The sequence below is a fragment of the Streptomyces sp. SID12488 genome, from assembly GCF_010548275.1.
Taxonomy (GTDB): domain Bacteria; phylum Actinomycetota; class Actinomycetes; order Streptomycetales; family Streptomycetaceae; genus Streptomyces.
Window position 1 is genome coordinate 23,027 of the sequence record NZ_JAAGLT010000027.1, and the last position, 22,720, is coordinate 45,746.

Annotated in this window: 20 protein-coding genes; 9 read left to right on the top strand and 11 right to left on the bottom strand. The window is 69.0% G+C overall.

The genetic code is table 11. The features are described from left to right. Positions 1-61 precede the first annotated feature (61 nt). Entirely contained in the window at positions 62-1,624 is a 1,563-nt protein-coding gene (locus tag G3I56_RS31870; protein ID WP_164415067.1) for a cellulase family glycosylhydrolase, read from the bottom strand. Between the two features lie 215 nt (positions 1,625-1,839). Then, positions 1,840-2,838 carry a WD40 repeat domain-containing protein gene (locus G3I56_RS31875; RefSeq protein WP_164415069.1) on the bottom strand — a complete coding sequence of 333 codons (999 nt, stop codon included), beginning with the start codon at positions 2,836-2,838 and terminating at the stop codon, positions 1,840-1,842. A gap of 244 nt (positions 2,839-3,082) precedes the next feature. Here G3I56_RS31875 and G3I56_RS31880 point away from each other — a divergent pair, with 244 nt between their 5' ends. Together G3I56_RS31880 and G3I56_RS31885 are read left to right on the top strand one after the other, a co-directional pair. Then, positions 3,083-3,766 carry a GDSL-type esterase/lipase family protein gene (locus tag G3I56_RS31880; RefSeq protein WP_164415072.1) on the top strand — a complete coding sequence of 228 codons (684 nt, stop codon included), beginning with the start codon at positions 3,083-3,085 and terminating at the stop codon, positions 3,764-3,766. 88 nt (positions 3,767-3,854) lie between these two features. Continuing rightward, on the top strand, positions 3,855-4,451 hold the full coding sequence (locus G3I56_RS31885) for a Uma2 family endonuclease (protein WP_164415073.1): 597 nt from the start codon (positions 3,855-3,857) through the stop codon (positions 4,449-4,451). 3 nt (positions 4,452-4,454) lie between these two features. Here the strand turns inward: G3I56_RS31885 and G3I56_RS31890 are convergent, their stop codons facing one another. Next, entirely contained in the window at positions 4,455-5,078 is a 624-nt protein-coding gene (locus G3I56_RS31890; RefSeq protein ID WP_164415260.1) for a dihydrofolate reductase family protein, read from the bottom strand. 271 nt (positions 5,079-5,349) lie between these two features. Here G3I56_RS31890 and G3I56_RS31895 point away from each other — a divergent pair, with 271 nt between their 5' ends. Beyond that, on the top strand, positions 5,350-5,829 hold the full coding sequence (locus G3I56_RS31895) for a carboxymuconolactone decarboxylase family protein (RefSeq protein ID WP_164415075.1): 480 nt from the start codon (positions 5,350-5,352) through the stop codon (positions 5,827-5,829). A 122-nt stretch (positions 5,830-5,951) separates the two neighbouring features. Here G3I56_RS31895 and G3I56_RS31900 read toward each other — a convergent pair whose 3' ends face one another. Next, positions 5,952-6,896, bottom strand: a complete 945-nt coding sequence (locus tag G3I56_RS31900) for a nuclear transport factor 2 family protein (RefSeq protein ID WP_203691113.1) — start codon at positions 6,894-6,896, stop codon at positions 5,952-5,954. A gap of 189 nt (positions 6,897-7,085) precedes the next feature. Between G3I56_RS31900 and G3I56_RS31905 the strand changes: the two genes are divergently transcribed. Then, positions 7,086-8,078, top strand: a complete 993-nt coding sequence (locus G3I56_RS31905) for an aldo/keto reductase (protein WP_164415078.1) — start codon at positions 7,086-7,088, stop codon at positions 8,076-8,078. A gap of 198 nt (positions 8,079-8,276) precedes the next feature. Here the strand turns inward: G3I56_RS31905 and thpR are convergent, their stop codons facing one another. The 3 genes from thpR to G3I56_RS31920 all read right to left on the bottom strand — a co-directional run bounded on the left by thpR (position 8,277) and on the right by G3I56_RS31920 (position 10,925). Further along, the gene (gene thpR, locus G3I56_RS31910) at positions 8,277-8,876 is read right to left on the bottom strand and encodes an RNA 2',3'-cyclic phosphodiesterase (protein ID WP_164415080.1); all 600 of its coding nucleotides are present in this window, start codon (positions 8,874-8,876) and stop codon (positions 8,277-8,279) included. 14 nt (positions 8,877-8,890) lie between these two features. After that, on the bottom strand, positions 8,891-10,204 hold the full coding sequence (locus G3I56_RS31915) for an MFS transporter (protein WP_343240111.1): 1,314 nt from the start codon (positions 10,202-10,204) through the stop codon (positions 8,891-8,893). Positions 10,205-10,487: 283 nt separating this feature from the next. Continuing rightward, complete coding sequence (locus G3I56_RS31920) at positions 10,488-10,925, bottom strand: MarR family transcriptional regulator (protein ID WP_164317479.1); 438 nt, start codon at positions 10,923-10,925, stop codon at positions 10,488-10,490. 155 nt (positions 10,926-11,080) lie between these two features. On the opposite strand from G3I56_RS31920, the gene G3I56_RS31925 reads away from it, so the two are divergent. From G3I56_RS31925 to G3I56_RS31935, 3 genes are all read left to right on the top strand, one after another. After that, entirely contained in the window at positions 11,081-11,263 is a 183-nt protein-coding gene (locus G3I56_RS31925; RefSeq protein ID WP_164317481.1) for a ribbon-helix-helix protein, CopG family, read from the top strand. A 139-nt stretch (positions 11,264-11,402) separates the two neighbouring features. Beyond that, entirely contained in the window at positions 11,403-11,651 is a 249-nt protein-coding gene (locus tag G3I56_RS31930; protein WP_164317483.1) for a DUF2530 domain-containing protein, read from the top strand. Between the two features lie 157 nt (positions 11,652-11,808). Then, entirely contained in the window at positions 11,809-14,235 is a 2,427-nt protein-coding gene (locus G3I56_RS31935) for an HAD-IC family P-type ATPase (protein WP_164415085.1), read from the top strand. 23 nt (positions 14,236-14,258) lie between these two features. On the opposite strand, the gene G3I56_RS31940 is transcribed toward G3I56_RS31935, so the two are convergent. Beyond that, positions 14,259-15,188, bottom strand: coding sequence for a hypothetical protein (locus G3I56_RS31940; protein ID WP_164415087.1), 930 nt, complete (start codon positions 15,186-15,188; stop codon positions 14,259-14,261). Positions 15,189-15,469: 281 nt separating this feature from the next. Then, complete coding sequence (locus G3I56_RS31945) at positions 15,470-16,405, bottom strand: hypothetical protein (RefSeq protein ID WP_164415089.1); 936 nt, start codon at positions 16,403-16,405, stop codon at positions 15,470-15,472. A gap of 287 nt (positions 16,406-16,692) precedes the next feature. Between G3I56_RS31945 and G3I56_RS31950 the strand changes: the two genes are divergently transcribed. After that, the gene (locus G3I56_RS31950) at positions 16,693-17,055 is read left to right on the top strand and encodes a DUF6086 family protein (protein ID WP_164415091.1); all 363 of its coding nucleotides are present in this window, start codon (positions 16,693-16,695) and stop codon (positions 17,053-17,055) included. A gap of 223 nt (positions 17,056-17,278) precedes the next feature. Here the strand turns inward: G3I56_RS31950 and G3I56_RS31955 are convergent, their stop codons facing one another. Both G3I56_RS31955 and G3I56_RS31960 read right to left on the bottom strand, forming a co-directional pair. Then, entirely contained in the window at positions 17,279-18,091 is an 813-nt protein-coding gene (locus G3I56_RS31955) for a hypothetical protein (RefSeq protein WP_164415093.1), read from the bottom strand. A 282-nt stretch (positions 18,092-18,373) separates the two neighbouring features. Continuing rightward, positions 18,374-21,532 carry a molecular chaperone Hsp90 gene (locus tag G3I56_RS31960; RefSeq protein ID WP_164415095.1) on the bottom strand — a complete coding sequence of 1,053 codons (3,159 nt, stop codon included), beginning with the start codon at positions 21,530-21,532 and terminating at the stop codon, positions 18,374-18,376. Positions 21,533-21,772: 240 nt separating this feature from the next. Between G3I56_RS31960 and G3I56_RS31965 the strand changes: the two genes are divergently transcribed. Then, positions 21,773-22,654, top strand: coding sequence for a prohibitin family protein (locus G3I56_RS31965; protein WP_343240106.1), 882 nt, complete (start codon positions 21,773-21,775; stop codon positions 22,652-22,654). The last annotated feature ends 66 nt before the right edge of the window (positions 22,655-22,720 follow it).

Sequence of the window (22,720 nt, forward strand, 5' to 3'; positions counted from 1 at the left end):
GATGAGGGTGCCGCGCCGGCCGAACAGGTCGCCCGGCACCCCCGTCCACTTCCTCAGACCCTCACGTAGCCGTACAGCTCACCGCAGGAGTCCCCCCACCCCCCGGCGCTCCCCCGAACCCGAAGCTCGCCGAACTCCCCACCGCCACGCTCCCGTTGTGAGACGCGTTCACAGCGGTGACCGTCGCCCCGCTCTGCGTGTACGACGCGTTCCACATGCTGGTGACCCCCTGTGAACCACTCCAAGTCCACGTCACCTTCCAGGACTTGAGCGCCACCGTGCCCGAATTGGTGACCTTCACCTCGGCGTTGAACCCGCCGCCCCAGTCGCTGCTGACGGTGTAGGTGGCGGCACAGGCCGCCGTACTGCCGCCACCGCCACCGCCGCCTCCCCCGCCGCCGCTCCCCGGGAAGCCCGGCGCCTTGACGCTCGCAAGGTACCCGTCCTTCACCGTGTCGACCGTCTGCCAGTCGTCCTTCAGGATCCCGCCCGTGTCACCGGAGTTGGGGTTCCAGGACCAGAAGGTCCAGTGGAAGGAGTCCGAGCCGTAGGTCGCGGTCGGCCGCAGATAGTCGACCAGCGCGGCCAGCCACCGCTGGTCCACGGTCGCCTGGAGAGTCGTGCCGAACTCCCCCACCCACACCGGCGCGATGTTCTGCTTGAAGATGTAGCCCCAGTACTTGTCCCAGATCCCCGGCATGTTCGCGGGGAACGAGGGATCACTGAACCAGCTCTGCTGGGCCACGCTCGTCGCGTAGTCGTGGGCCGAGTACACCACCCGGTTCGCCACATCCAGCTGCACCGGATACTGCCCGACGCCCATCAGGTTGCCGCCCCACCAGCCGGAGACCCCGTTGAACGTCTGCACGCCCTCCACGAACACGAGCAGCTGCGGATTCACGGCGAGAACCGCGTTGCCCGCCCGCTGTGCCGCCAGCCGCCAGTCCCTGGTCGTGTCACCGCAGCCCCAACAGGCCGGATCGTGCGGCTCGTTGTGCAGGTCGATGCCGATGACCGCGTCCTGGCCGGAGTAACGCGCCGCCAGCGCCTTCAGGTTGGCGATCCACGTCGACTCGGGCACCGCCGAGGTGTACCAGAGCGCCGACTGCCCGGCCGCGTCCGGCCGGTGCCGGTCCAGGATGACCTTGAGGCCGTCCTGACCGGCGTACGCGACCAGCTTGTCCATGATCTGGAGGGAGCCCAGACCCTGCAGGTCGGCGTTCTTGCCGCTGCTGAAGTCGATGCTGTTGGGGACGGTCGAGGACTTGAAGATGTCGTCGCTGTACGGCAGCCGGATGGTGTTGTAGCCGAGCGTCTTCATCTGGTCGATCATGCTCTTGTAGTCGCGGGACCAGAGGCCGTGCACCACGTTGTTGCTGGTCTCGAAGCCGAACCAGTTGATGCCGGCGATCCGGACCGGCTGCCCGGCCGCGTCCAGGATCTGGCGCCCGCTGGTGTGCCAGTAGCCGGCGCCGGCGGCTGCCGCACGGACGTCCGCCGTATCGGCGTCCGCCGCGTGGGCGGCCTGTGCACCGGCTCCCAGTGGTAGCAGGAGCACGGCTGCCACGGAACACAGCACTCTTCGCCAGCCACGGCGGTCGCGGAGTTGGGGGAAGCGGAACATGTCGTTCGTTCCTCTCGGGAGGCGCGGCCCCGGAATCGATGGGAGCGCTCCCATACGCCGCGCACCTCTCAGGAAACTGACACAACATGCCCACGTCAATACTCGCGGCAACCCCGGAATACGTAAGCCCGTCAGCGACCGTCCGGCGCGCGGCAGCTCAACGGCTCAACGGCTCAGCTCCCGGGAACGGACCGCCGGGACGATCACGAAGACGATCACGAAGACGACGACGGCCGCCGCCGAAGCCGCTTCAACCCGAGATAGGCGAGGAAGAGCACGCCGACAGCGATGGCCCCGTTCTTGACGTTGCCCTCCGCGCTCCCGCCTCCGTCACCACCCGAGGCCGAACTCCCGTTGCCGGAAGCCGAGTCGGAGTCGGAGTCACCGGACTTGCCGTACGAAGGAGCGTCCTCGGCCTTGACCCCGCTCTCGGCGCCCTCGCTCCCGTACATGATCCTGGACCCGTCCCGGCTGTACGTGACCGACTCCCCTTGCTGCTGCAACGGCACGTCGAGCTGCCCCTGCCGCTTCAACTTGCCGCCGTTCCAGGCGTAGGAGACGCCGCCGAAGTACCCCCGTACGGCCAACTGCTGCCCGTCGGGCGAGAACGCGGCGTCGGTGGCCCACATGTCGACGGCGGCGACGGGCCGGAAGACGTTGGTGCCGGAGGAGGAGAGCTTGGCCGGCCCGGAGTACAGGTGGCCGCCGTCCTCCTGCTTGTCGATGATGTAGACACGCCCCGTCTTCGGATGCACGACGAGGGACTCGGCGTCACGCGAACCGTCCGAGTACTTCACGACGTACTGCTTGGCGCGGATCGTCTGGTTCCTGAGCACCTTGGGCTCGGTGAGCTGGTAGATCCATACGTAATCCCAGGTCACACCATCATTGTCGCCGATGTCGCCGACGTAGATCTGGTTGTTCGGCCCGATGGAGATGGCCTCGATGTCGCGGGGTTTGCCCACGCCGGTCATGGTGACGGTGGCGACGGTCTGCCCGGTCGCGCTGTCGATCGCGTACAGGAAGGCGCCGTCGTCGCTGTCGTTGTGGGTCCAGTAGACGCCCGGGTGCTGGCGGGAGGCCGCGAGACCGCTGGACTCGGTGATCCGCGGGTCCTTGATGGTGAAGTCCTGGTCACCATCGGCAGCGGAGGCGGGCGCGGCGAGCGCCCCGACGAGTAGGCCCCCGGCGAGGAGGGCGAGCGATCGGCGCATGCCCTCAAGCGTGCCATCCCGGCGCTCGTTGCGAGACCCATGACCCTGAGCGCCCGCCGGATCGGTCACCGGATCAGTGTGGGGCCAGTGCCGGACCAGTGCTGGGCCGATGCCGGATCGCCCGCTCACCGACGGCCAACTACCCGCAAGCCGACCCACACCTGACATTCGCCTGACACCGGGTGGCCCGACTCACACACCGCACGCTTCCCACGCCCCTCCCCCCATCCCTCATCATGAGCGGATGCTCAGGTTGATGCCCGTAGGCGACTCGATGACCATCGGCAGCGCCGGTGAACACACCTGGCGCTACCGGCTGTGGCAGCACCTGCGGGAGACCTACGGCGGCCCGTTCCGGATCGTCGGTCCGCGCGAGGCGCTGTACGACAAGGCGACGGACACCGCCGACTCGTACGAGTACGCCGACCCTGACTTCCCCCGCGCCCACCTGGCCGGCTGGGGCGAGGGCTGGCACCACATCACCCCGCTGATCGCGGACGCGGTACTCGCCCACGAGCCGGACGTCCTGCTGGTCTCCCTGGGCCTGATCGACCTCGGCTTCTACACGGACGCGGAACAGACCGCGGACAACGTCCGCCTCTTCGTGGCCGAGGCCCGACGGTCCAACCCGCGCATCGCCATCGCCCTGCTCCCGGTGATCCCGAACGTCCGCGCGGAGACGGACCCGCCCTTCGCCGCCCAGGTCACCCGCTTCAACGAACTCCTGGCGAAGACGGCGGCCGACCTGGACGAATCCCGCTCCCCCCTGCTCCTGACGTCGCCCCCGCCCTCGTACGACATCCACCACGACACGTACGACGGCACGCATCCCAACGCGAACGGCGAGCACAAGATCGCGGGCGCGTTCGCGGACTCGCTGTACGAGGCCTGGGATCTCGGGGACCGGTACGGGGCTGAAACCGACTGACCGAATCCGGGCGTGCCCTGGTCACCGTGCGTATCGTTGTACCGCACGGCTGCGCTCGTCCGGGGCACAGCCGGGGAGGAGTGCCACGGTGACCGTCCTTGAAGACAGGATCGAGATGGCCGACATCGCCGACAACAGCGACAAGCTGACGCTCGACATGATGTACGAGTGGCTCGAGAAGAGCCCCATCCCCGACGGATACAGGGTCGAGATCGTCGGAGGGAACATCTTCATGTCGCCGCAGCGGGACACCCACTGGGAGATCATCGCAGCCATCTACGATCAGCTGCGCACCAAGTACCCGCGCAAGCGTGTGAAGTCCGACGTCCGCATCGACTACCCGGGCCACCTCAACGGCTTCTCCTCCGACGTCACGCTCATGACCGACGGTGCCGAGAAGGGCGACAAGGGCCTGTGGCGCTACCAGGACGTCGAGTTCGTTGCCGAAGTGATCTCGAAGAAGACCGCCGCCAATGACTACGGCCCCAAGAAGACCGCCTACGCCGAGGCCGAAGTCCCCGTCTATCTCATCGCCGATCCCTACCAGGGCAGGTGCTTCCTCTACACCCACCCCAAGAACGGCGAGTACGCGACCGAGACGAAACTCCCCTTCGGCGACGACGTGGACCTCGGCGACACCGTCGTCGACCTCACCCTCAAGACGGACGAGTTCCCCCGCGACTAGCAATTAGCAACTAGACGCCACAAAGCGGTACTTCAGGTGCGTGGCCAGGGGCGTGTCGACCACCCTGACCTTTTCGAAGGTCCGCCGCGCCGGGCCCAGCCCCCCGAAGAGCCGTAGGCCGTCTCCGAGGAGCGCGGGTACGACGTGCAGTTGCAGCTCGTCGATGAGCCCCTCCGCGAGGTACTGCCGAACCGTGTTCGCCCCGCCCGCGATGTCGACGTTCCGGTCCCCGGCCGCCGCCTTCGCCCGGTCGAGGGCGCTGTGGATGCCGTCGGTGACGAAGGTGAAGGTGGTGCCGCCCTCCTTGACCAGGGTGGGCCTGGGGCGATGGGTGAGCACGAACACCGGTGTCCGGAACGGCAGGTTGTCGCCCCAGAACGCCTCGCCCGTGTCGTACATCATCCGGCCCATGACCACCGCTCCGGTGGCGTCGAACCACTCGCGCATCAACTCGGAGTCGCGGTTCTCCTCCCCGCCGGTCATGCCCTGGCGCTCCCGCCAGCTCGCCAGGTTGTGGATCCACTCGAACAGGGGCTCGGCGCCGTCCCCTCCCGGGTTGTCGAGGGTGACATCGGTGCCGGCCACGCAGCCGTCGAGGGAGATGGCCAGATCCGCGGTGACGGTCACGCTCTCGGTCACGATGGGCTCCTGAGGTCCTGAGGTCCTGAGGTCCTGGTGAAGTACTGGTGCGTCTGCTCGTTCACCCTCACGTCGATCAGGAACCGGCCCGTTCGACACCGTAGCCCTCGAACATCAACGAGACCCACATCACATTCACTCACCCATGTCACATCCCAGCGCTCCGCCCCGTCGTGCATGTGTAACGCCCCACGAAGGCCGCAGCACCAAAGCACCAGAGCACCGGAAGCCAGCAGTGCCAACGACGAAGGAGCCCATCATGGAAGCCCGTTTGAACCTCTTCGCCAGCCCGGTCGCCGCCAAGGCCACGAAGCACCTCGTCGCAGCGAGCAAGGCGGCCGCGGACTCGGGCCTGCCGCTCGCGACGCAGGAGTTGGTGCGGCTCCGAGCCAGCCAGATCAACGGCTGCGGCTTCTGCACCGACATGCACACCAAGGAGGCCGCCGCCGCGGGTGAGACCGCGCAGCGCCTCCACCTGGTCGCGGCCTGGCGGGAGGCCACGGTCTTCACCGACGCCGAGCGCGCCGCGCTGGAGCTGACGGAACAGGGCACCCGCATCGCGGACGCGGCCGGCGGCGTCACGGACGAGGCCTGGGCGAACGCCGCCAAGTACTACGACGAGGAACAGCTCACCGCGCTGATCCTCACCATCTCCCTCATCAACACCTTCAACCGGATGAACGTCATCGTCCAGCAGCCCGCCGGCGACTACGAGCCCGGCATGCTCGCCCAGCTCTGACGACGTCGACGCCTTCTGCCGGGCGACCGGAGTGACGGGGCCGCCCGGCGGGAGGCACGGCGGCCCCGTCACTCGCCTCAGCCGTGTTCCGGACTCGGAATCCCGAGCTCAGAACCCCTAGTTCAGAACATCGTGTTGTCGTTGGCCGAAGTGGCCGGCACGTCCTGCAGCACGTCCCAGTGCTCGACGATCTTCCCGCCCCGCACGCGGAACAGGTCCACGACAGCCTGTCCGCGCTCGCCCGGCGCGTTCACGTAGTGACTGTGCACGGCGACCAGATCCCCTTCCGCCACCACCCGCTTACGGGACACCGCCAGCTCCGGGAACGCCCGGAAGTACCCCCCGAGCCCCTCCCGCGCACCGGCCACACCGTCCGCGATGTTGGGATTGTGCTGGTGGTACTCGGTCCCCCAGTACGTGTCGAGCGCGGACAGATCCTTGTCGACGATGAGCCGGTCGAACGCCTTGGTCACCAGCTTCTTGTTGTAGGCGGTGAGCCACCGCGACCCCGGCTGCTCGGTCCGCGGCCAACTGACCGTGGAGAACATGTCGTTGCCGTTCGCGCTGGTGTCCGGCACGTTCTGCCCGGTGTCCCAGTGTTCGGCGATCCTCCCGCCCCGGAAGCGGAAGATGTCGAAGACGGCCGAGCCCCGACTCCCCGGCGTCAGTGCGACGTTGGAGTGCACGAGGACGAGATCGCCCTCGGAGATGACCCGCTTCACGTCGTACCTCGCGTCGGGGAACTGCTGGTGAATCCCGGTGGCCAGGTTCTTCAGCGGCCCGGAGCCGTCGGCCGCGAGCGGGTTGTGCTGGATGTAGTCGGCCCGCACGAACCTGTCCACGATCGCGGTGTCACCCCGCTCGAACACGCCCTTGAGGACGCGTACGGCAACGTCCTTCTGGTAGTCGAGCCGCGCGTCGGCACCGACGTACCCGCCGTACCCGACGACATGACGCCCACCCACGGACGGCGAGGCGACGGCGGGCACGGTCGCGGCGCCCAGCAGGGCGGACGCGGCGAGCGCGGCAACAAGGACACGGCGGACGGGCACGCGCGGGGCAGGCATGTGGGGGGTCACAGTGCTCCCTCTCTCGGGATCTTGACGACGAACCAGAATCTTGAAACTTAAAGCGAGTGGCGCTGTGCATACGTAAGCACTAACCACGAGTTAGCGTCAAGGTCCGTCGGCCTGCCACCCCGCCCCGCCCGACCCACCCTTGCCTAGAGCGCACTCCACGACGTTGGCTGAACAGTCATGAAGTACACGCAGCTCGGACGCACAGGACTCAAGGTCAGCCGACTCGTCCTCGGGACCATGAACTTCGGCCCCCAGACCGACGAAGCCGACAGCCACGCGATCATGGACGCGGCCCTGGAGACGGGGATCAACTTCTTCGACACCGCCAACGTCTACGGCTGGGCCGAGAACAAGGGCCGTACGGAATCGATCATCGGGAACTGGTTCGCCAAGGGCGGTGAGCGCCGCGACAAGGTGGTCCTCGCCACGAAGATGTACGGCAACATGGCCCCGGAGGGCGACGCCTGGCCCAATCACGACAAGCTCTCCGCGCTCAACATCCGGCGCGCGGTGGACGCGTCGCTGAAGCGGCTCCAGACCGACTACATCGACGTCTACCAGTTCCACCACATCGACCGCGCGACTCCCTTCGAGGAGATCTGGCAGGCGATCGACGTGCTCGTACAGCAGGGGAAGATCCTCTACGCGGGTTCGAGCAACTTCCCGGGATACAAGATCGCCCAGGCCAACGAGATCGCCGCCCGGCGCGGCGGCACCATCGGGCTCGTCAGCGAGCAGTGCCTCTACAACCTCATCGAGCGGCGCGCCGAGATGGAGGTCATCCCGGCCGCGCAGGAGTACGGGCTCGGCGTCATCCCCTGGTCGCCGCTGCAGGGCGGACTCCTCGGCGGCGTCATCAAGAAGGAGATCCAGGGCGGCCGACGCGCGAGTGACCGGGCGGCCGACGCCCTCGCCGACCCCGCCTACCGCGCCCGGATCCAGGCGTACGAGGACCTGCTCGACAAGCACGGCATCGAGCCCGGCGAGGCGGCCCTCGCCTGGCTGCTCACCCGCCCCGGCGTCACCGGCCCGATCGTCGGCCCGCGCACCGCGGAGCAGTTGGCGTCGGCGGTACGGGCGTCCGAGCTGGAGCTGAGCGCCGACCTGCTGACCTCGCTCGACGAGATCTTCCCGGGCCCGGGCCCGTCACCGGAGGCCTTCGCCTGGTGACGCGACGGTCGCCGCAGCAGCCGTAGCAGGTGGGCGGCGGTCGGAAGCCGACGTGCGCGAGGTCCCTTCCTACGGCACCTCGCGCGCCACTTCCCTCGTCACTTCCCGACCGCCGCCGCCACTCCCACCACAATGAACATCAGTACGAGCGCACCGGCCATCACCCGGTTCCGGATTTTCGGATTCACGCCGCCGAGCCTAACCGGCCGCGCCGAGGGACCAACGGCCGACCACCTCGTACCGGGGCTGCTCCCCCGGCACCCCCGACTTCGGCAGATTGCTGCGTACGAGCGCCAGGTCGTCCACCGTCCATGTGCGGCTGGTGAACGCGTCCAGCGCCTCGACGTACGGCCGCACCTCGAAGGCCTCGCGGCTGCGCGCCACCGTGAGGTGGGGCTTGTAGCGCCGGTGGTCCCCCATGTCGACGCCCGCCTTCCGCCCCGCAGCCTCCGCCCGGTCGGCCAGCAGACCCAGCACGCTCACCTCACCGGCGGCGCCCGCCCACAACGCCCGCCCGTGCCCGAACTGCCCGCCGCCGCACACCGCCAGCGCGAACGCGTCCGTACGGTGGGCGGCCCGCGCCAGCCGCTCCGACAGTTCCGGTACGACGTCCTCGTCCACCTCGCCGTAGAAGGCGAGGGTGAAGTGCCAGCCGGGTACGCCGGTCCAGCGCAGCCCGTCCGCACCCGGCAGGCCCCTCAACCCAGCCACCGCGACGGCGAGTTGCTCGGAGACGTCCTCGGGCGGCAGCACGGCGGCGAACAGCCTGACGGTGTTCGTGGCACTCGTGGAACTCATGGCGCTCACCGTACTCAGGCCGCGGAAGCCACCGGCTCCCGATGCTCCTCCTGCCGCTTGACGAGGCTGACGCGCGGGTGTCCGGAGTTCCAGACGGCGGAGACCTTCAGACCGCCCACCCGGGCCAGGACCAGGCCGACCGTCAGGGCGGCGGCCGTCGCGACGATGCCGCCGAAGGCGAGGCCGACCCGGGGGCCGTACGCGTCCGTGATCCAGCCGACTATCGGTGCGCCCACCGGCGTACCGCCCATGAAGACCATCATGAACAGGGCCAGGACCCGACCGCGCATGGCCGGGTCGGTGGTCATCTGGATCGAGGTGTTCGCCGTGACGTTGACCGTCAGGCCGGCGATCCCGATCGGCACCATCAGCAGCGCGAACAGCCACAGCGACGGGGCGACGGCGGCCACGATCTCCAGCACGCCGAAGGCCACCGCCGCCGCGACGAGGACGCGCAGCTTCGCCGTACCGCGCCGGGCGGCGAGCAGGGCGCCAGTCAGGGAGCCGACCGCCATCAGGGTGTTGAAGAGGCTGTACGCACCGGCGCCCGCGTGGAAGACGTCGTCCGCGTAGGCCGAGAGGACGACCGGGAAGTTGAAGCCGAAGGTGCCGATGAACCCGATGAGGACGATCGGCCAGATCAGCTCGGGCCGCCCGGCGACATAGTGCAGGCCCTCGCGCAGCTGCCCCTTGGCACGCGGCGCCCGCTCAACGGCGCGCAGCTCACGGCCGCGCATGAGGAGCAGGGCGGCCATGGGGGCGACGAAGGAGAGGCCGTTGAAGAGGAAGGCCCAGCCCGTGCCGACGCCGGTGATCATCACACCGGCGACGGCGGGTCCGACGAGGCGTGCGGACTGGAAGTTCGCGGAGTTGAGGCTGACGGCGTTCTGGAGCTGGTCGGGCCCGACCAGCTCGGACACGAAGGACTGCCGGGCCGGGTTGTCGACGACCGTGGCGAGACCGACGGCGAAGGCGGCGAGGTAGACGTGCCAGACCTCGACGCCACCCGTGAGCGTCAGGGCGGCGAGTGCGAGGCCGGTGACGGCCATCATCGCCTGCGTGACGAGCAGCGTGGGGCGCTTGGGCAGCCGGTCGACGAGGACACCGCCGTACAGGCCGAAGAGCAGCATCGGCAGGAACTGCAGCGCGGTCGTGATGCCGACGGCGGTCGAGGAGCCGGTGAGGCTGAGGACCAGCCAGTCCTGGGCGATGCGCTGCATCCAGGTGCCGATGTTGGAGACGACCTGGCCGAGGAAGAAGAGACGGTAGTTCCGGACCTTGAGGGAACCGAACATGGCGGTACGGGAGCCGGCGCGGGGGGACTCCACCTCGGTGGAAGGCGCGCGGAGCCCGGAATGCGGCTCCGGGAGACCGGCGGGCTCGGGGCGGCCGACGGGCGCGGAGGAGGTCACGGGCACGGCGGGAGTCACGGGCGCCGCCGGAGCCACGGGTACGGGCACGGGCACGGGCACGGCGGGAGTGACAGGCGCCGCTGGAGTGGCGGGCGCGGTGGGGTGGGGAGCGGGCTGGGGGTCGTGGGCGGCTGGTGCGGGTGCGGAGTCTGCTCCGGTTCCCGAACTCAAAGGTAATCGCCTCCTTGCTGTGTCCTGCTTACAGATGTGCGAGCTTCTCCAGTACGGGGGCGGCGGCGCGCAGTTTGGCCCACTCGTCCTCGTCCAGGACCTCGACCAGACCGGCCAGCCAGGCGTTCCGCCTGCGGCGGCTCTCTTCGAGAATCGCCTCGGCCGTCTCGGTCTGGGTGACGACCTTCTGGCGCCGGTCCTCGGGATGCGGCTCCAGCCTGACCAGGCCCTTGCCCTCCAGCAACGCGACGATTCGTGTCATGGAGGGCGGCTGCACATGCTCCTTGCGGGCCAGCTCGCCCGGCGTGGCCGAGCCGCAGCGGGCAAGGGTGCCCAGCACCGACATCTCGGTGGGGCTCAGCGACTCGTCGACCCGCTGGTGCTTGAGTCGACGCGAGAGGCGCATCACGGCGGAGCGCAGGGAGTTCACGGCGGCAGCGTCGTCGCCATGGGTTAGGTCCGGCATGTTATTTAGCCTAACTCATTACTCTGACTAAAGACCACTCGAAACGCGCCGAGATGCCCGTGACGCGGGCCACGGAACCTTCACATCACCCATACGAGTGAACCGACCGCAAAAAGCCACCCGCCGCCCCGCACCGGCCCGCGACCCTCGTCTCCATGGGGACCAGCGTGCTCAGCCTGCGGATAGACGGGGAGCTGCTCGACCGGCTCCGGGACCATGCGGCGAAAAGGGGGATGAGCGTGCAGGACTACGTGGTCCGGACGCTCGTTCGCGACGACTTCGACGAGCGCTTCCAGACCGCCGTCGAGGAGACGGAGAAGTTCTACGGGGTGCCGTGAGACACCCCACGGACCAGGCGGGACGGGACGGGACGGGACGAGGTGAGGCGGGTCAGGTCAGCCCCAGCGCCAGCATCAGGCAGTGGGGGAGCCATGGGGCTGCGGCGCGCCCGCTGGGCGGCCCTCGTAAGCTGGTCGCATGGCGAAGTGGACACCGAAGCACGAGGCGCCGGAGCCCCTGGAGGGCCCCGTCGTCGCCACCATCACAGGCCTCACGATCCTCTGGTTCGTCCTCTTCCTGGCCCAGCTCCCCTTCTACGGCTGGTACGAGGACCACGACCACGAGTGGTGGGTCTGGACCTGCCTCGCGGGCACGGCCCTGGGCCTGATCGGCATCTGGTACGTCCGGGGACGTGACGCGGCGATCAAGAGGACGCAGTCGGAGTAGGGGGGCCGCGCAGCCCGACCGGGGCATTCCAGCCAGTCCGGCGTTCGGAACGGGACTACGACCACCGCATCACTCCCCACCCCACCCCTCCTCCCCAGGTCGGATCTTTGCCCCACTCACCGGGTGAAGCCATAAATCCGCACGTACCGTCGAACACATGACGCACATCGACGCCGGCGCCGAACTCGATCCTGTGCACCCCGTCCCCCTCCCCGGCGCCAAGCCGGGCAGGGACGCACCACTCCGCGCCCGCGCCCGCGGCCTCACCGCCGCAGAGGTCGCCGACCGCGTCGCCCGCGGCGAGGTCAACGACATCCCCGTACGCAGCAGCCGCAGCATCGGCGAGATAGTCCGCGCCAACGTCTTCACCCGGTTCAACGCGATCATCGGTGTGCTCTGGCTGATCACGATGTTCGTCGCCCCGTTCCAGGACACCCTGTTCGGATACGTCATCCTCGCCAACACCGGGATCGGCATCATCCAGGAGTGGCGGGCGAAGAAGACCCTCGACTCCCTCGCCGTGATCGGCGAAGCCAGGCCCACGGTCCGCCGCGACGGCGTCGCCACCGAGGTGAGCACCTCCGGCATCGTCCTCGGGGACCTCATCGAGATCGGCCCCGGCGACAGGATCGTCGTGGACGGCGAGTGCGTCGAGGCCGACGGGCTCGAGATCGACGAGTCACTGCTCACCGGCGAGGCCGACCCCGTCGTCAAACAGCCCGGCGACCAGGTCATGTCGGGCAGTTTCGTCGTCGCGGGCGGCGGCGCGTTCACGGCCACGAAGGTCGGCCGCGAGGCGTACGCGGCCCAACTCGCCGAAGAGGCCTCCCGTTTCACTCTCGTCCACTCGGAACTCCGTACCGGAATCTCGACGATCCTCAAGTACGTGATCTGGATGATGGTTCCGGCCGCGATCGGCCTGTGCATCACCCAACTGGTCGTCAAGGACAACGACTTGAAGGAGTCGATAGCCCGTACCATCGGCGGCATCGTCCCCATGGTCCCCGAGGGCCTCGTCCTCCTGACCTCCGTCGCCTTCGCGATCGGTGTCATCCGGCTCGGCCGGCAGCAGTGCCTCGTACAGGAGTTGCCCGCGATCGAGGGCCTCGCCCGCGTCGACACGGTCTGCCTGGACAAGACGGGCACGCTGACCGAGGGCGGCATGGACGTGACCGAGCTGCGCTCCCTCAACGGCGGCGACGAGACATACCTGCGGCGCGTCCTGGGCGCGCTCGGCGAGTCCGACCCCCGCCCGAACGCCTCCCTCAAGGCCATCATCGACGCCTACCCGGACAGCGAGGACTGGCGCTGCACCGAGTCGCTGCCGTTTTCCTCGGCGCGCAAGTACAGCGGCGCGTCGTTCAGCGAGGGCAACGGGGAGTCGAGCACGTGGCTGCTGGGCGCCCCGGACGTACTGCTTGCCTCCGAGGACCCGGCCCTCGCCGAAACGGACCGCCTGAACCAGGCGGGCCTGCGGGTCCTCCTCCTCACCCGCACCACCCGCGAACTCGACCACCCGGAGGTGGCCACCGGCACGACCCCCACCGCCCTGGTCGTCCTGGAGCAGCGCCTGCGCCCCGACGCGGCGGACACACTCCGCTACTTCGCCGAGCAGGACGTCGACGCGAAGGTCATCTCGGGCGACAACGCGGTGTCGGTGGGCGCGGTGGCCGGAAAACTGGGCCTGACCGGCTCGACGGTGGACGCCCGCCAACTCCCCACCGAGACAGTGGAGATGGCGAAGGCGCTGGACGAAGGGACGGTCTTCGGCCGGGTCACCCCGCAGCAGAAGCGGGACATGGTGGGCGCGTTGCAGTCACGTGGCCACACGGTGGCGATGACGGGCGACGGCGTGAACGACGTACTGGCCCTGAAGGACGCCGACATCGGCGTGGCCATGGGGTCGGGCTCGGAGGCGACGCGGGCTGTGGCCCAGATAGTCCTCCTCAACAACAGCTTCGCGACACTGCCTTCGGTGGTCGCGGAGGGTCGCAGGGTCATCGGCAACATCACCCGCGTGGCAACCCTGTTCCTCGTGAAGACGGTCTACTCGGTCCTCCTGGCAGTCCTGGTGGTCTGCTTCCAGGTCGAATACCCCTTCCTGCCCCGGCACTTGACGCTGCTCTCCACCCTGACGATCGGCGTCCCGGCCTTCTTCCTGGCCCTGGCCCCCAACAAGGAGCGCGCGAAACCCCACTTCGTTCGGCGGGTCATGCGCTACTCGATCCCGGGCGGCGTACTGGCGGCGGTGGCAACCTTCGCGACTTACCTGACAGCTCGTCACTACTACACAGGGGAGGGTGCGTTGGACGCGGAGACGAGCGCGGCGACCCTCACACTGTTCCTGATCTCCATGTGGGTACTGGCGATAGTCGCCCGCCCCTACACGTGGTGGCGGATCGTCCTGGTCGCGTCGATGGGCGCGGCTTTCCTGCTGGTACTCGTCGTACCGTCGCTCCAGGAGTTCTTCGCGCTGAAGCTGGTGGGCGTGACGATGCCGTGGATCGCGGTGGGGATCGCGGCGGTGGCGGCGGCCACCCTGGAGGTCCTGTGGAGGTGGGTGGACCGCCGCTTCCCGGCGTAAGGCGTACGGGAGTCGCGTGGCGTCTACTTCACGTCGATGAAGTCGGGCGCGGCGTACGCGTCCGAGGTGGTCACCGTGGTGGAGGAGACATACCGGAAGAACCCGTCGACGGTCGCCTTGACGGTGGTCTTCAGGTCACCGTTCGCCGCCGTCCTGATGGTCTTGACCGTGGTGTAGGTGTTGGTCCCGTTCTTCCGGAACTGCAACTTCACCGCCTGGTTCCCGTACCCGGTGTAGTTCGCACCGTCCCAGTTGGCCCGGGTCAGCTTCCCGGTCACGGTGATCGTCTTCCCCTTCTTCACCGGCTCCGGGGTGGCGTTCAGCGTCAGCTTGGCGAGACGCCGCACGGTGGTGGTGCCGAGGTCGCCCTGCTGGGCGATGCCGATCTTGGAGGGGTCGATGGTGTCGCCTTCGGGGTCCTGTCCGTTGAAGGCGATGGCCATGCCGCCCGCCGTCCAGCGAGTACCGGCGTCCGTGGTGGTCAGGTCGCCCTCGCCGGGGTAGATGTCGAGGTTGGCCTTGCAGTTGGCGGTCGTCGTCGACGTGGCGGTGCAGGTACCGGGCTTCTCGCCGAAGATCACGTTCTCCGGCTTCGCGAAGTCGCCCCTGTACAGGTACGGGCCGCTGTCGAAGTCGGAGGCCTTGATGTCGACCTCGATGCCGTGGGTCAGCGTGTACGTGACCGGGATGGCGACATGGCCGCTGGCACCGACGTTGATCGACTTGGCGACCTTGAAGTTGGAGAAGGTGACGTTCAGTGGGTACGGCTTGGCGGCGGCGACCGGCGAGGTGATGAACGCGGTCTTGCCGCCGGTCCCCAGAATCTTCGCGACGGTCGCGCGGTAGTTGGAGTCGCCGCCGGAAGCGTGGACATCGGCCTGCGCGGCAGGCACGGCGAGAGCGGAGAGGGCCAGGGCGCCGGTGACGGCGGCCACAGTGGCACGTATACGCATGCGTTTCCCCACATGGAGAAGGGACCCGACGGCGACCGTCCGCATCGACGCGCGCCCACCCGGGACCCAGGTGATCGTGGAGCCTGATGGCCCCCGTGATCAGATCCGCTACGGGAGTGGTTGGTTGTGCGGAGAGGACGTAATTTTGCGTACCCCTTACACATGGGCCCGCCGCCGACCCCGAAAACGCGGAGGGTCGACGGCGGCTACAAGCATTTCGCCTGACCGGCAGACGATTCAGACCGCTTAACGCCTGTTCGGGAGTCGCGTGGCGTCTACTTCTACTTCACGTCGATGTAGTCGGGCGCGGCGTACGCGTCCGAGGTGGTCACCGTGGTGGCGGAGACGTACCGGAAGAACCCGTCGACGGTCGCCTTGACGGTGGTCTTCAGGTCACCGTTCGCCGCAGTCCTGATCGTCTTGACCGTGGTGTAGGTGTTGGTGCCGCTCTTCCGGAACTGCAGCTTCACCGCCTGGTTCCCGTACCCGGTGTAGTTCGCACCGTCCCAGTTGGCACGGGTCAGCTTCCCGGTCACGGTGATGGTCTTGCCCTTCTTCACCGGCTCCGGAGTGGCGTTGACCGACAGCCTGGCCGCGCGCAGGATGCTGACGCCGGGCAGGCCTTCCTTCTCGGCGACACCGACCTTGGTGACGTCGAAGGTGTCGCTACTGGGGTCCTGGCCGTTCAGGGCGACCGCGTACGCCGCAGCTTTCCACTTGCCGGCGGCCGCGTTCTCCAGGTCACCCCAGGCCGGGTGGATCACTATGGACTGGGTGCAGTTGGCGACGGTCGTCGAGGTGGACTTGCAGACGGGGAAGTCGTCGCTGTACAGGCCGTATTCGGAGTCCACGTATGTCGCGCCGTAGTACAGCTCGATGTCGCTGAAGAAGTCCTCGGCGGCGATGTCGACGTTCGCGGCGTGGGTCATGGTGTAGGTGACCGGCACGGTCAGCGTGCCGGTGGTGCCCGCCACGATCGTCTTGCCCTTGTTGACCTTGACGTTGGAGAAGGACACATCGAGGGCGTACGGCGCGTCGGCGGCGACGGCCGACGCGCTGAACGCGGACTTGGAAGTACCGGAGGCGGCCTGGCCGGCCTTCAGAACCTTGGCGATGTCGGCGCGGGACACCGAGCCGTCGGCCTGCGCGGCAGGCACGGCAAGAGCGGAGAGGGCCAGGGCGCCGGAGACGGCGGCCACAGTGGCACGTATACGCATGCGTTTCCCCAAGTGGAGAAAGGGGGCCCGGAGGTGCACGTCCGTACGAAGTCCGTCCGCACCACGCGCAGTCACACCCGGGACCCAAGTGATTGTTGAGTCAGTCAACTCGCATGCTCAGATCTGTGACAGGTGAGAATGGTTGTACGAGCGGGACAGATTTCCTTCACGCTTCACACGTGGCGTCCGTCACAGCACGCGCGTCGCCATGGCTCCGGTGTTGCAGGCACAACCCAGGAAATCAGGGCAGAACCACCCGGGGCCGGGCCTCCGACTGAAGATCGCAGATGAGCTATCCCTTTGAGCACGGCACCAGGACTCTCTGGGACGCGGGCTACCACAGCGGAAAGTTGTACGCCGCTCTCGCTCACGGCACGGCCGAGTTCCTGGAACTGCCGTCCGGGCTGACGCCCAACGCTCAAGGTGGCTGTGACGTGGACCCGAAATCGTTCCAGGTCTTCGTCGAAAGGCTCTGCGGTACCTACTCCTCGACCCAGAACGAACTGCTTCACGGACTGGCCCACGGATTGCTACTGACGTCGCTCGTGCTGCTGGACCGAGCAGGGGGCTCAATTCCCCTGAGGCCAGAACACGAGGATGCCTTCGCGAGGGAAAAGTCGGCCCTCGCGCGTTCGATGGCAACGCTGTAGGGCATTCCTCCCCCGCCCGACTCACCGATGTGTATCCGCTGAAGGGCGCACACGCGGACGCGTTCCGGCGGCTGACCGGAATCGTCCTCGACCTGAACCGCTACGAGTACTTCCTCGAAGCCGGGGTCGGCTGAGCCGAATCCGATGCGCGAAGGCCGCGGCCTCCCTGATTGGGTGGCAGCGGCCTTCGTTCGTCGTACGAGCCCCGCGGCCCGCGCTCCGTCTACTTCACGTCGACGTAGTCACCGGCCGCCGTGACGGGCGCCGTCGTCGACCAGCCCGCGAAGGCGTAGCGGTACGTGCCGTCGACCGATGCCTTGACGGTGGTCTTCAGGGCGCCGGCGGCGCCCGCCTTGACCGTCTTGACGGTGACGAAGGCGGTCGTGCCCTTCTTCTGGAACTGGAGGGCCACCGGGGCGTTGGTGTAGCCCTCGTACTTCCGGGTCTTCCAGTTGGCGCGGGTCAGGGTGCCCTTGACCGTGATGGTCGCGCCCTTCTTGACCGGCTCCGGGGTGGCGTCGGTGGTGGTCAGCTTCGAGTGGAACTTGATCTGGGTGGTGCCGAGGTCGCCCTGGCTCTTGAAGTCACCCTCGTCCGTGAGGGCGACGGCGACGGCGCCCACCTTCCACGTGCGCGCGTCGGTGTTGAGGAGCTTGTTGTCAACATCGCCGCTGGTGCGCAGGTTGATGACACCCTTGCAGCTGGCGACGGTCGACGAAGTGGCCGTGCAGGTGCCCGGATCATCGGCGTGGAGGCGGACCTTGTCCAGATCCAGATCGGCGGTGCGGCCGACGTAGAAGAACGGAAGCGTGACGAGCTTGTTCGGGCTGATGCTGAGACCCGCGGCGTGCTTGAACGTGTACGTCACCGGCACGGAGGTGGTCCCCGTGGGGCGGGCGACGATCGGCTTGCCGTTGTTGACCGTCACCTTGGTGAAGGTGACGTCGGGCGCCGAGGCGGCCTGCGCGGCAGGCACAGCGAAGGCGGAGAGGGCCAGGGCGCCGGTGACGGCGGCCACAGTGGCACGTATGCGCATGCGTTTCCCCAGGTGGAGAAAGGGGGCCCGGTGGTGCTGGTCCGCACGGAATCCATCCGTACGGCTCGCGTCGCACCCGGGCCCGAGTGATCTTGGAGTCTGTTGACTCGACCGCTCAGATCTGTGACGGGTGGGGATGGTTGTACGGAAGTTGCGGAATGTTGCGGAGAACACGGGAATTTTATGCTCGCATTACCGTTTTTGTGCGGCGATGACCGACCAATGGTCGGGCGCGGAAACTCCCCCAGTCTCCGCGCCCCCGCCCTCACCCCCGCCCCCGCCTCAGTCGAACCAGCGATCCCGCGCCAGCTCCGTCGTCCTCGACGGGTCCTCCATCAGCGCCGCCACCTCGAACCGCCGCGGCCACTGACCGGCCGCCCAGGCGAGGCCGGCCGCGACGCCCTCCAGGGTGGCGGCGTGCACCACACCGTCCCGCGTCCGGCGCCAGTCCAGCTCCACGCCGTCGACGACGAGCTCGTCGTGCTCGACGTACGTGGCCGGCGTCGCCGGACCGAGCAGTACCCGTACCGAATCCGGTACGTCGTGCTCCGATCCCTCCGACGTCACCTCGCCCGTCACCGACTCGCTCAGCCGCCGTACCTGGAACAGCTCGGCGAGTTCGGCGGCTCGCGCCGGGCGTACGGGGAGCAGCGGCACCCCCGCCGTGAACGGCAGCAGGTCGGGTGAGTCGACCACCACGGCGTCCGCCGCGTCGACCACCTCCACGTGCCCGTCGACCACGGCCCGCAGGTCGTCCGGCAGCGTGACCTGTTCCGGGTCGAGGTCGGCCAACGCGCCATAGAGGGCGTGCAGTTGGACTCCGCTCACCTCCCGGTCGGGGTCGGCGAGGCGGTCCAGCAGTTCGGCCGCGCCGCCCGGCTCGTCGAGGAGGGCGGCCACCGAGGTCCGTACGCCCAGCGCCCGGAGCACCTGCTCGTCGTCGAACCCGGTGGCGTCGGCCTCCTCGTACAGGCCGCGCAGCAGCGGGTCGCCGCCCGCCGCCAGGAGACCGGCCGGCCTGCGCCCGTCCAGCACCGGGTTTCCGCGCAACCACCAGGCGGTGTAAGGCCGTACGAGCTCATGCGTGCCGTCGGGCAGCAGGACACGCACCGGCTGGACGATCGCGTCCCGCAGGGGCGGCTGGGCGAGGAGCGCGAGGGCCTGGGGCCAGCGGTCGTCGTCCACGAGGTCCAGGTCGCGTACGGCGACCAGTTCCGTGGCGACGGGAGGCACAGGCGAGTCGGGGAAGCGGTCGAGGATGTCCTCGCTCCACACGTCCACGGCGTCGAGCAGGCCCGGGTCGTCGGGTTCGGCGAAGTCGCTGTCCCGGGGCTCCAGTTCGTCCGGGTCGAGGACGATGTCGGTGGCGCGTACGAGGGCGAAGGTCGCGAGGACACCGCAGGCGGCCAGCGGCTGCTCGCCCCAGCGGTCGGCCAACTCACCGTCCACCGTCGCCAGTTCGCCTTCGCGGATCACCTGGGCGAACGGGCTGCCGGGCAGGACGAGTTCACCGGCGGGGGCCAGCTCGCCGTCCTCGTCGGGGAGAGCGAGGGCGCCGAGCCAGGGCTCGTCGCCGGGTTCGAGGCGGGCGTCCCGGACGAGGGCGAGGACCGTGTCGGCCAACTCCTCGGCGTCCGGGGTTCCTTCGTCGTCCCACGACAGGGCGGCGGAGTCCTCGTCGAGGGAGGCGGCGACGGCGGCCCGTACCTGCGGGGTGGTGAGGACGGCGCGCGGGGTCGCCGGGAGGGCGCCGAGCTTCTCCAGCAGGGGGTGCGCGGCGTCCGGGTGGGCGACCTTGAGGCCGAGGCGGGCGAGGGTCTCGGGGGCGGGGCCCTCCACCTCGCCCCCGATGGGCAGCAGCACCTGGCGGGGGCCGATGGTCGTACGCCCGTCGGCGAGCGGCACGGGCAGTCCGGTCAGCCGGTCGGGGTCGACGCCGGCCAGGCTGTCGTACAGCCGATGCCACCACTCGGGCGCCTTCTCCAGGCCGGCGAGCCGATCGACGGCCTCGGTGAGGGGGACGCGGGCGACCCCCAACGTCCGTAGTTCCACCCGGCGTTCGAGCCCGGCGGGCAGCAGCGTGGGCAGCACCTCGGCGAGGACCTGGACGGTCTCGGCCCCGGCGCCCTCGACGACCTCCGCGTCCCGGGGGCGCAGGGCCGAGGGCAGTTCCTCGTCGTCTCCCGGGTCGAGCGCGGGCGGGAGGAAGGCGGTGCGCGGCAGCCGTTCGAGGATCGCGTGGCGCAACTGCCCGTCCAGCTCGCTCTTGCCCAGCGGGCCGGGCACGAGCGCGATGATGCCCTCCCCCACCGGGTGCCAGTCGGCGAGGAGTTGGGCGTACGCGTCGGCTGCGCGCTGCACCAGGAAGTCGGTGAGCGGGCCGGGCGCGGCATGCCGACGGGCGGTGTCCAGCGGGAGCGAGGCGATGAGCAACGCCGGTACACCCAGCGGCTCGTCGCTCGGCGTGGGCGCGTGCACGACGGGGCTGGTCCGGGGCGGCACGGGAGTTCCGTCGGCGTCGACGGGCACCGCCCAGGTGACCGACCAGTGCGGACGCAGACGCTCCTCGACCGGCCGCCCGGCCAACAGGGCGGCCTCCAGGGGTCCGTGCGCGGAGACGGTACGCCAACGGCTCGTACCGTCCCGGGAGTCCTCCACGAGCGTCAGGGCGCCGTCGGTACGGCGGCTGAGGGTGCGCGTCTGCTCCCCCACCTCGATGACGACCTCTTCGAGACCGGGGAGGGTGAGGAGAAGCGCGTCGTCGACGCCGCTCAGCAGCCGCTCCGCGAGAGCCTCGGCGGCGGTGTCGCGCAACGGCAGGATGACAGCCGTGTCGTACGGGTCCGGGGCGGTGCCCTCGGCGGCGAACGGCAGCCTGAGGAGGGGCACATGGCCGTCGCGCCGCCGGATCTCGTCACCGAGTCCGGGGCTGTGCCGGGCGGTCTCGGCGGCCAGGTCGCGGGCCTCGGCCAGCGCCCACCGCACACCCCCGTGCCGCCCGACGACGGCGGGCTCGTCGCTGACGGCGAGGACGGCGGCGAAGCCGACGCCGAACCGTCCGACGGCGCCCGTCGCCTTGCCGTCCTCGCCGCCCTTGCTGTCCTGGGCGTCCCGCTTGGCTGAGGCGCGCAAGGTCGACAGGGACTCCACACCGGTGGCGTCCAAGTGGGCGCCGGTGTTGGCGGCGACGAGGACTCCCTCGCGGAGGGTGAGCCGGAACCTGCCCGGCACCCCGGCCCGCCGGGCGGCGTCGGCGGCGTTCTGGGCAAGCTCGACGACGAGCCGGTCCCGGTAGCCACCGAGGACGAGATCCTCCTCGGCGTTGGCATCCTCACGGAACCGGGCGGGGCTGGTGGCCCACGCGTCCAGAACGCCCCGGCGCAGACGGGCCGTACCGAAAGGATCCGAGCCCTCAGCTGCCGGTCGCACGAACTTGCTCACGGACGTTCACTCTCCTCATCGGCGTGAGCAAGAAGGTACCCCGCGTCGGACAGGGCACCCGCCCACCGGACCCGGTCGGCCCCCAGGGCCTGCACACACACTCACGCATCCCCACACATCCCGGGAGGCAGAGGGCCCGTACCGGCGCCACTTACCATTCCCTGCGGATCACGCCCGAGGCGGCGCAGGTCCACGAAGCAGGTACGAGGTACCTGTTCCTGAGGGGGGATCTCTGTGTTCGTGTTGTCCATACTGCTGCTCATAGCGGCGGTCGTGCTCTTTTTCGTCGGCCGTGGGCGGGAGGCCGGCGGCTGGAAGGCCGGAGCGGCACTCAGCGCCGTCGCGGCCGTGCTGGCCGGCGTCTTCGCGTGCGTCCATGTCGTGCGCGCCTACGAGGTCGGGGTGCCGGTGACCTTCGGCAAGGTCGGGAGTCCGCTGACCTCCGGCGTCCAGTTCAAGTCGCCGTTCACCGACGTCACGTCGTTCTCCACCCGTCCCGTGGACCTCGACCTCTACGGCAAGGACGTGGTCGAGGTCCGCTCGGCGCAGGGCGGGGTGCTGTACGCGGACGTCACCATCAAGTGGGCCGTCATCCCGGCCAAGGCGGTCGAGCTGTACCGGCTGGCGGGCAGCGAGGAGGCCGTCCAGGAGCGGCTGGTGGTGCCGGACAGCCGCGAGATCATCCGTAACGTATTCGCGAAGCACACCAGCGAAGAGGGCTACGCCTCCGCCCGCGAGGAGATCGGCTCGGAGATCGCCGCCCTCATCAAGGCGCGTCTGGCACCGCGCGGGATCGACGTCACCAACGTGAATCTGCGCAATGTGAAGCCGTCGGACAAGCTGCAGGAACAGATCGACAAGAAGATCCAGCAGGAGCAGGACACCGAGCGGTCCGTCGAGGCGGCGCGTACGGCCAAGGCGGAGGCCGAGCGCAGGCGGATCGAGGCGGAGGGCATCGCCCGCGCCAACGAGATCCTCTCGAAGTCGCTGAGCGACAAGGTGCTGTACAACCAGTGCCTGGAGGCCTACAAGGAAGCCGCCAAGGCCAACCCGGTGTACGCGGTGCCGTGCGGCACGAACGCGAACGGCACCCCGGTCATCGTGGACAGCGGCAAGAACTAGCCCCGCTGGACCGGCAGTTCGTCAGGTGAAGTGCGGTGGGGGCGAGGGCCGTGGCCCTCGCCCCCA